At 72.4% G+C, this 6,676-nt stretch carries 6 protein-coding genes; 2 read left to right on the forward strand and 4 right to left on the reverse strand.

Going from position 1 to position 6,676, the window contains the following annotated elements:
- Window positions 1-726: 726 nt before the first annotated feature.
- Window positions 727-1,725 carry a tryptophan--tRNA ligase gene (gene trpS / locus ACZ5D2_RS40710; RefSeq protein ID WP_371678027.1) on the forward strand — a complete coding sequence of 333 codons (999 nt, stop codon included), beginning with the start codon at window positions 727-729 and terminating at the stop codon, window positions 1,723-1,725.
- A gap of 67 nt (window positions 1,726-1,792) precedes the next feature.
- Here the strand turns inward: trpS and proC are convergent, their stop codons facing one another.
- From proC to ACZ5D2_RS40730, 4 genes are all read right to left on the reverse strand, one after another.
- Window positions 1,793-2,602, reverse strand: a complete 810-nt coding sequence (gene proC / locus ACZ5D2_RS40715) for a pyrroline-5-carboxylate reductase (protein ID WP_371678026.1) — start codon at window positions 2,600-2,602, stop codon at window positions 1,793-1,795.
- 96 nt (window positions 2,603-2,698) lie between these two features.
- Window positions 2,699-3,454, reverse strand: a complete 756-nt coding sequence (locus tag ACZ5D2_RS40720) for an ABC transporter permease (protein WP_371678025.1) — start codon at window positions 3,452-3,454, stop codon at window positions 2,699-2,701.
- Complete coding sequence (locus ACZ5D2_RS40725; RefSeq protein ID WP_468936775.1) at window positions 3,451-4,290, reverse strand: ABC transporter ATP-binding protein; 840 nt, start codon at window positions 4,288-4,290, stop codon at window positions 3,451-3,453. Before ACZ5D2_RS40725 ends, ACZ5D2_RS40720 begins: the two co-directional genes overlap by 4 nt.
- A gap of 134 nt (window positions 4,291-4,424) precedes the next feature.
- Window positions 4,425-4,958: a hypothetical protein gene (locus ACZ5D2_RS40730; RefSeq protein WP_371678023.1), complete on the reverse strand. Its 534-nt coding sequence runs from the start codon at window positions 4,956-4,958 to the stop codon at window positions 4,425-4,427.
- A 232-nt stretch (window positions 4,959-5,190) separates the two neighbouring features.
- On the opposite strand from ACZ5D2_RS40730, the gene ACZ5D2_RS40735 reads away from it, so the two are divergent.
- Complete coding sequence (locus ACZ5D2_RS40735) at window positions 5,191-6,561, forward strand: S41 family peptidase (RefSeq protein WP_468936778.1); 1,371 nt, start codon at window positions 5,191-5,193, stop codon at window positions 6,559-6,561.
- The last annotated feature ends 115 nt before the right edge of the window (window positions 6,562-6,676 follow it).

The following is a 6,676-nucleotide window of genomic DNA, read 5'->3' on the forward strand; positions in this document are numbered from 1 at the left end:
TTCTCAAGGAACGGACGCTTCCTTTGTACTCACCCTCAGTAACACTTACTGGGGCTTTCCTCCGGGCTTTCGTTCTGTTGTTCTTGCGTTTCCGATTCTATCAGACTTTTTCGTGTCCGATTTTCCTCGGTGCTTTCGAGGTCCTGCGCTTTCGCGCTTTCCCTTTCCGGCGGTTCCGACTCTATCAGATCCTTTCGGGCCTGACTCCCAGTCAGCGGGTTTTGCGTTCCGGGCTGTTGGGCCCTTCCGGCGAGTGAGACAGTAGCGGATTCCCTGCCCCCGAAGCCAATCGGGGGCCGCGTCCTGGGACGCAGATTCCTCATTCGCAAATACGCATGAAAACGAGACGACAACATGCGTCGTTCGTTCGAATGTGTAGTGCGGGATGGCTGTCCGGGGACCGACCGGGGTCGGCGCTCACTTCGGACAACTCGAAGAACCTTACGGATCGGGCACAGACGTGTCAACCCCCGGCAGGTTGTCCGGAAACCTCACACGCTCCTCATACCTCCCGGGCTACGCTGCCTCCCATGACTACGCATGCGCTCGTGCCCAGCCTTCGCTGGTGGGCCGCCTGACGGCGGCCGACCGACACGCGAGCACGCATGCGCTCACGGCCGCCGCTTCCGGCGGCCGTTTCTGTTTCTCCCCTCCCGGGAGTGGCTCGGTCGCCCGACGCGGCGGTCCCGACACCGACACACCAGCCACGAACAGGGAGACAGGAACATGACGAGGATCTTCAGCGGGATCAAGCCGACCGGGCACCTGACGCTGGGGAACTACCTGGGGGCCCTCCGGCAGTGGGTCGCGGCCGACCAGCAGCCGGACGAGGCGCTGTTCTGCGTCGTGGACCTCCACGCGCTGACCGTCGAGCACGACCCCGCGCGGGTGCGCCGGCTCAGCAGGCAGGTGGCGACGCTGTTCCTCGCCTCCGGGCTGGACCCGCAGAAGTGCACCCTGTTCATGCAGAGCCACGTCGACGAGCACACCCGTCTCTCGTACGTCCTGGAATGCACCGCCACCGACGGCGAGATGCGCCGGATGATCCAGTACAAGGAGAAGTCCGCGCAGGCGCAGGCGTCCGGGGAGGGCGTACGGCTGTCGCTCCTGACGTATCCCGTGCTGATGGCCGCCGACATCCTCGCGTACGGGACCGAGGAGGTCCCGGTGGGTGAGGACCAGCGGCAGCACGTGGAGCTGGCCCGGGATCTGGCGGTGCGGTTCAACCAGCGGTACGGGCACACGTTCACGGTGCCGGAGGTGACGCTGCCGAAGGTGGCCGCGCGGGTCATGGACCTTCAGGAGCCCACGTCGAAGATGGGGAAGTCCGGCGGGGCGGGGCCCGGGGTGGTGTTCATGCTGGACGAGCCCGAGGTGATCCGTAAGAAGGTCATGCGGGCGGTGACCGACAGCGGGGACGGCGGTGTCGTCTACGACCGGGAGGCGCGGCCGGGGGTCGCGAACCTGCTGGACGTGCTGGCCGCCTGTACCGACGGGGATCCGGCCGCGCTCGCGGAGGGGTACAGCGGGTACGGGGCGCTCAAGCGGGACGTCGCCGACGCGGTGGTGGAGCTGCTGCGGCCGGTGCAGGAGCGGCACGCCGAGCTCGCGGCCGATCCGGCGGCGGTGGAGAAGGTGCTGCGGGAGGGGGCCGGGCGGGCGCGGGCCCTGGCGCGGCCGGTCGTGGACCGGGCGTACCGGGCCATCGGGCTGCTGGAGGCCTGAGGGGGGACCGGGTCGTAGGGGCCGCGCTCGCGCGGGCCCCTACGACCCGTGTCTCCGGACGTCTGCGTCAGCTGTTGCCGGAGGCCAGTTCGCGACTGCGGTCGCGGGCCGCTTCGAGGGCCGCGATCAGGGCGGCCCGTACGCCGTGCCGTTCGAGCTCGACGATCGCGTTGATGGTCGTACCGGCCGGGGAGGTGACGGCCTCACGGAGCTTGACCGGGTGCTCGCCGCTGTCGCGGAGCATCACGGCGGCGCCGATGGCGGCCTGGACGATGAGGTCGTGGGCCTGGGCGCGGGGCAGTCCGAGGAGGATGCCGGCATCGGTCATGGCCTCGACCAGGAAGTAGAAGTAAGCGGGGCCGGAGCCGGAGAGGGCGGTGGCCGCGTCCTGCTGGGACTCGGGGACGCGCAGGGTCTTGCCGACGCCGCCGAAGATCTCCTCGGTGTGGGCGAGGTGGGCGGCGGTGGCGTGGCTGCCGGCCGAGATGACGGACATGGCCTCGTCGACGAGGGCGGGGGTGTTCGTCATGACGCGGACGACGGGGGTGCCGGGGGCGAGCCGCTCCTCGAAGAAGGAGGTCGGGATGCCGGCCGCGCCGCTGATGACCAGGCGGCCGGCGGGGACGTGCGGGGCGAGCTCTTCGAGGAGCTTGCCCATGTCCTGCGGCTTCACGGTGAGGATGAGGGTGTCGGCGCGCTTGGCGGCCTCGGCGTTGGTGACGGCCTCGACGCCGTAGCGGGTGCGGAGCTCCTCCGCGCGTTCGGGGCGGCGGGCGGTGACGAGGAGTTTCGCCGCGGGCCAGCCGCCGCGGATCATCCCGCTGAGCAGGGCCTCGCCGATCTTGCCGGTACCGAGGACTGCGACTGTCTGGGTCATGCCCGATTCACCTCGCCGAACGAACGTAAGGACGTACGCGCTCATCCTTGCACCCGGCTGCGCGGTCGGGCCGGGTGTGTCCGGTCCGTGGGCGGTCTACGGGGTGCGGCGGCGGAGGGTGGCGGCGCCGAGGGCGAGGACGAGGAGGGCGCAGGCGGCGACGACGACGGTGTCGCGGACGAAGTCGGCCGTCATGTCGGTGTGGGTGAGGACCTGGGTCATGCCGTCGACGGCGTAGGACATGGGCAGGACGTCGGAGATGCCCGAGAGGACCGGCTGCATGGTGTCGCGGGCGGCGAAGAGTCCGCACAGGAGCAGCTGCGGGAAGATCACGGCCGGCATGAACTGGACGGCCTGGAACTCGGACGCGGCGAAGGCGGAGACGAAGAGGCCGAGGGCGGTGCCGAGGAGGGCGTCGAGGAGGGCGACGAGCAGGAGCAGCCAGGGGGAGCCGACGACGTCGAGGCCGAGGAGCCAGAGGGCGAGGCCGGTGGCGAGGAGGGACTGGACGACGGCGACGGCGCCGAAGGCGAGGGCGTAGCCGGCGATGAGGTCGCCCTTGCCCAGGGGCATGGCGAGGAGGCGTTCGAGGGTGCCGGAGGTGCGTTCGCGCAGGGTGGCGATGGAGGTGACGAGGAACATCGTGATGAGGGGGAAGATCCCGAGGAGGGACGCGCCGATGGTGTCGAAGGTGCGCGGGCTGCCGTCGAAGACGTAGCGGAGCAGGGTCAGCATCAGGACGGGGACCAGCAGCATCAGGGCGATGGAGCGCGGGTCGTGACGGAGCTGGCGCAGGACGCGGGCGGCCGTGGCGGTGGTGCGGGCGGCGCTCATCGCGGTCATGGCGGTCATCGCTGGATCTGCTCCTGGGTCGGGAGGGCGGGGGAGGTCGTGCGGGCGGCCGCGGCGGCGGCTTCGTCGACGAGGCGGAGGAAGCCCTCCTCGACGGTGGTGGCGTGGGTGCGGGTGCGCAGCGCGTCGGGGGTGTCCTGGGCGAGGATGCGGCCCTCGCGCATGAGGAGGAGGTCGTGGCAGCGCTCGGCCTCGTCCATGACGTGGGAGGAGACGAGGATCGTGGCGCCGCGGGTGGCGGTGATGTCGTGGAAGAGGTTCCACAGGTCGCGGCGCAGGACGGGGTCGAGGCCGACGGTGGGTTCGTCGAGGACGAGCAGCTCGGGGGTGCCGAGCAGGGCGACGGCCAGGGAGACCCGGCTGCGCTGGCCGCCGGAGAGGTTGCCGGCGAGGGCGTCGGCGCGGGTGGTGAGGTCGACGTCGGTGATGGCGCGGGTGACGGCTTCGCGGCGGCGGTCGGCGGCGGCACGGCCGGGGTCGAGGACGGCGGCGAAGTAGTCGAGGTTCTGCCGGACGGTGAGGTCGTCGTAGACGGAGGGGGCCTGGGTGACGTAGCCGATGCGGGACCGGAGCGCGGGGTGGCCGGCGGGGCGGCCGAGGACGTCGAGGGTGCCGGTGACGTGGGCCTGGGTGCCGACGACGGCGCGCATGAGGGTGGATTTGCCGCAGCCGGAGGGGCCGAGGAGGCCGGTGATGCGGCCGCGGGGGACTTCGAAGGCGAGGTCGTCGAGGACGGTGCGCGGGGTGCGGCCGGTGCCGCGGCGGACGGTGAGGCGGTGGGCGTGGACGGCGGGGGGTGCGGTGGACGACGGCCTCTCGGACCCGTTATTCATCATGTGATGAATAATGCTCCTGGCGGTGCCGGCCGTCAATCGGCGGGAGGGGTGAACGTCGCCGGCCCCGGTCGCCGCCCGGCCCGGTCGCCGTCCGGCGCGGGGGCGGCCACCGGGTGGCGCGGGGTGCGCCCGGGCTACTTCTTGCGCTTGGGGCGGCGGGCGGCCGGGTTGCCGGTACGGGTGCTGCGGCGGCGGGCGTACTCGGCCTCGGCCCGCTCGTACTCGGCGCGGCGGAGCTTCTCGCCGGGGGCTTCGACGAGGCAGCGCAGGAAGTACGCGATGAGGGAGCCGATGAAACCGATCGCCTTCAGGCCCTTGAGGGCGGCCTCGTCGGAGGACGGGGCGGGGCGGCGGCCGAAGGACTCCCAGGTCTTGACGAAGGCGATGGAACTGGCGATCGCGAAGAGCACGACCACGGAGATGCTGAGGAACGGGCCGACGTTGCCGATCTCCAGGCCCTCGTAGGCGAAGCGCAGGAGGTACGCGGAGGCGAAGGCCCCGAGCAGCGAACCGGCCGCGACGGCGACGCGGCGCAGGACGTAGCCGTTGTCGTGCTCCACCCAGGTGGTGCCGAAGAACTTGATCGGCTCGGGCCGGGGCCCGGGGGCCGGCCGGTCCGCGTCCGCTTCCCGGCCGTGGGTCTGGTCTCGTCGGTCGTCGTCGCTCACAGCAGCGATTATCCCCCGGCGGGGTGCGGGTGCCGGGGGCGTCTCGCGTGGCGGAACGGGTGACCCCGGGTCGGCCGGCGGTCGTCGGGCGGCCATGGAGGGGGCCGGCCCCACCTCCGGCACAGGGGGCTGTCCCCACCCCCCGTCGGCCGGGCAGCCGGATGGCCGGGGGAACCCCGGGGCGGCGACGGTGGGGCGGTCCCGGCAAAACCGTCCACAGACAAGGAACAACGTGCGCATCATCACGGCCACCGCCGTCGCCCTGGCCCTCGCCGCGGGAGCCGCGCCGGCCACCGCGGCCCAGGCGCCGTCCACCGACGGAATCTGGCGCACGGACGGCTACGGCACCGTGCTGTCCATCCGGAACGGAACTTTCCAGGAGTACCAGACCACCGCCGTCAGCTGCCTGCCGGGCGACTCCGCGCGGCGGACCGGCCCCGGTGCCTACACCAGGAGCGACGGCGTCGTCCTCACGGTGCGCACCCGGGGAGACGGCGACAGCGGGTCCGTACGGGCGGACGGCGACGTCGGCGCGCGGAACCTGCACAGGATCGCGGCGCTGCCCGACGCCTGTACGGGTCGGGCCGCCAAGGGGTCGCCGGCCGCCTTCGACGTCTTCTGGCAGACCTTCGAGGAGAACTACCCCTTCTTCGCCGCCAAGGGCGTCGACTGGCACGCCGTCCGCGACCGCTACCGGCCCGGGGTCCACGAGGACACGTCCCCGGACGAACTCTTCGCCGTCTTCAGCGAGATGGTCGGTCCGCTCAACGACGCCCACGTCGCCGTCCAGGACGGCAGGCGGTTCTTCTCACAGGGGCGCCCCGGCACCGTCCAGCCCGATGGCACGCTGGACGCCAGGGTCAAGGAGTTCGTCGTGGGGCGCGACCTCAAGGACGCCCGCAACGTCCGGGACTTCGCCAACGGGCGGATCACCTACGCCGACCTCCCCGGCGGGCAGGGCTACGTGCGGATCTCCGGATTCGCCGGGTACGCGGCCGACGGGGCCCCGTACGCCGCCGAGCTGGCCGAGCTCGACAGGGCCCTGGACACGGCCCTCGGGCGGAACGGCGGCCGGCCGCCGAAGGGCCTGGTCATCGACCTGCGGATCAACGGCGGCGGTTCCGACGCCCTGGGCGTGCACCTCGCCGGGCGGCTCACCGACACGCCCTACCTCGCCTACTCCAAGCGGGCCCGCAACGACCCCGCCGACCCCACCCGGCACACCCTCCCCCAGCCCGTGTACGTCACGCCGGCGCAGGGCGTCCGTTACACCGGCCCGGTCGCCGTCCTGACCGGCGGATCGACCGTCAGCGCGGGAGAAACGTTCGTCCAGGCCCTCATGGACCGGCCGGGCCGGACGGTCCGCATCGGGCAGCCCACGCAGGGCGTCTTCTCGGACGTCATGGTGCGCGGCCTCCCCAACGGCATGGCGGCCTGGCTGCCGAACGAGGAGTACCTGACCCGGTCGGGCGGGACCTTCGACGGCACGGGCATTGCGCCGCACCTCACCGAGCCGGTCTTCACCGACGAGGAGTTCGCCGCCGGGAGGGACTCGGCCTTCGACAGGGCCGTGGACGTCCTGCGGAAGCAGACCGCCCGCTAGGCCGTCCCTTCCGCACGGCGGCGGGGGGGGGGGGGGGGGGGGGGGGGGGGGGGGGGGGGGGGGGGGGGGGGGGGGGGGGGGGGGGGGGGGGGGGGGGGGGGGGGGGGGGGGGGGG

The organism is Streptomyces sp. NPDC031479, from assembly GCF_055581065.1.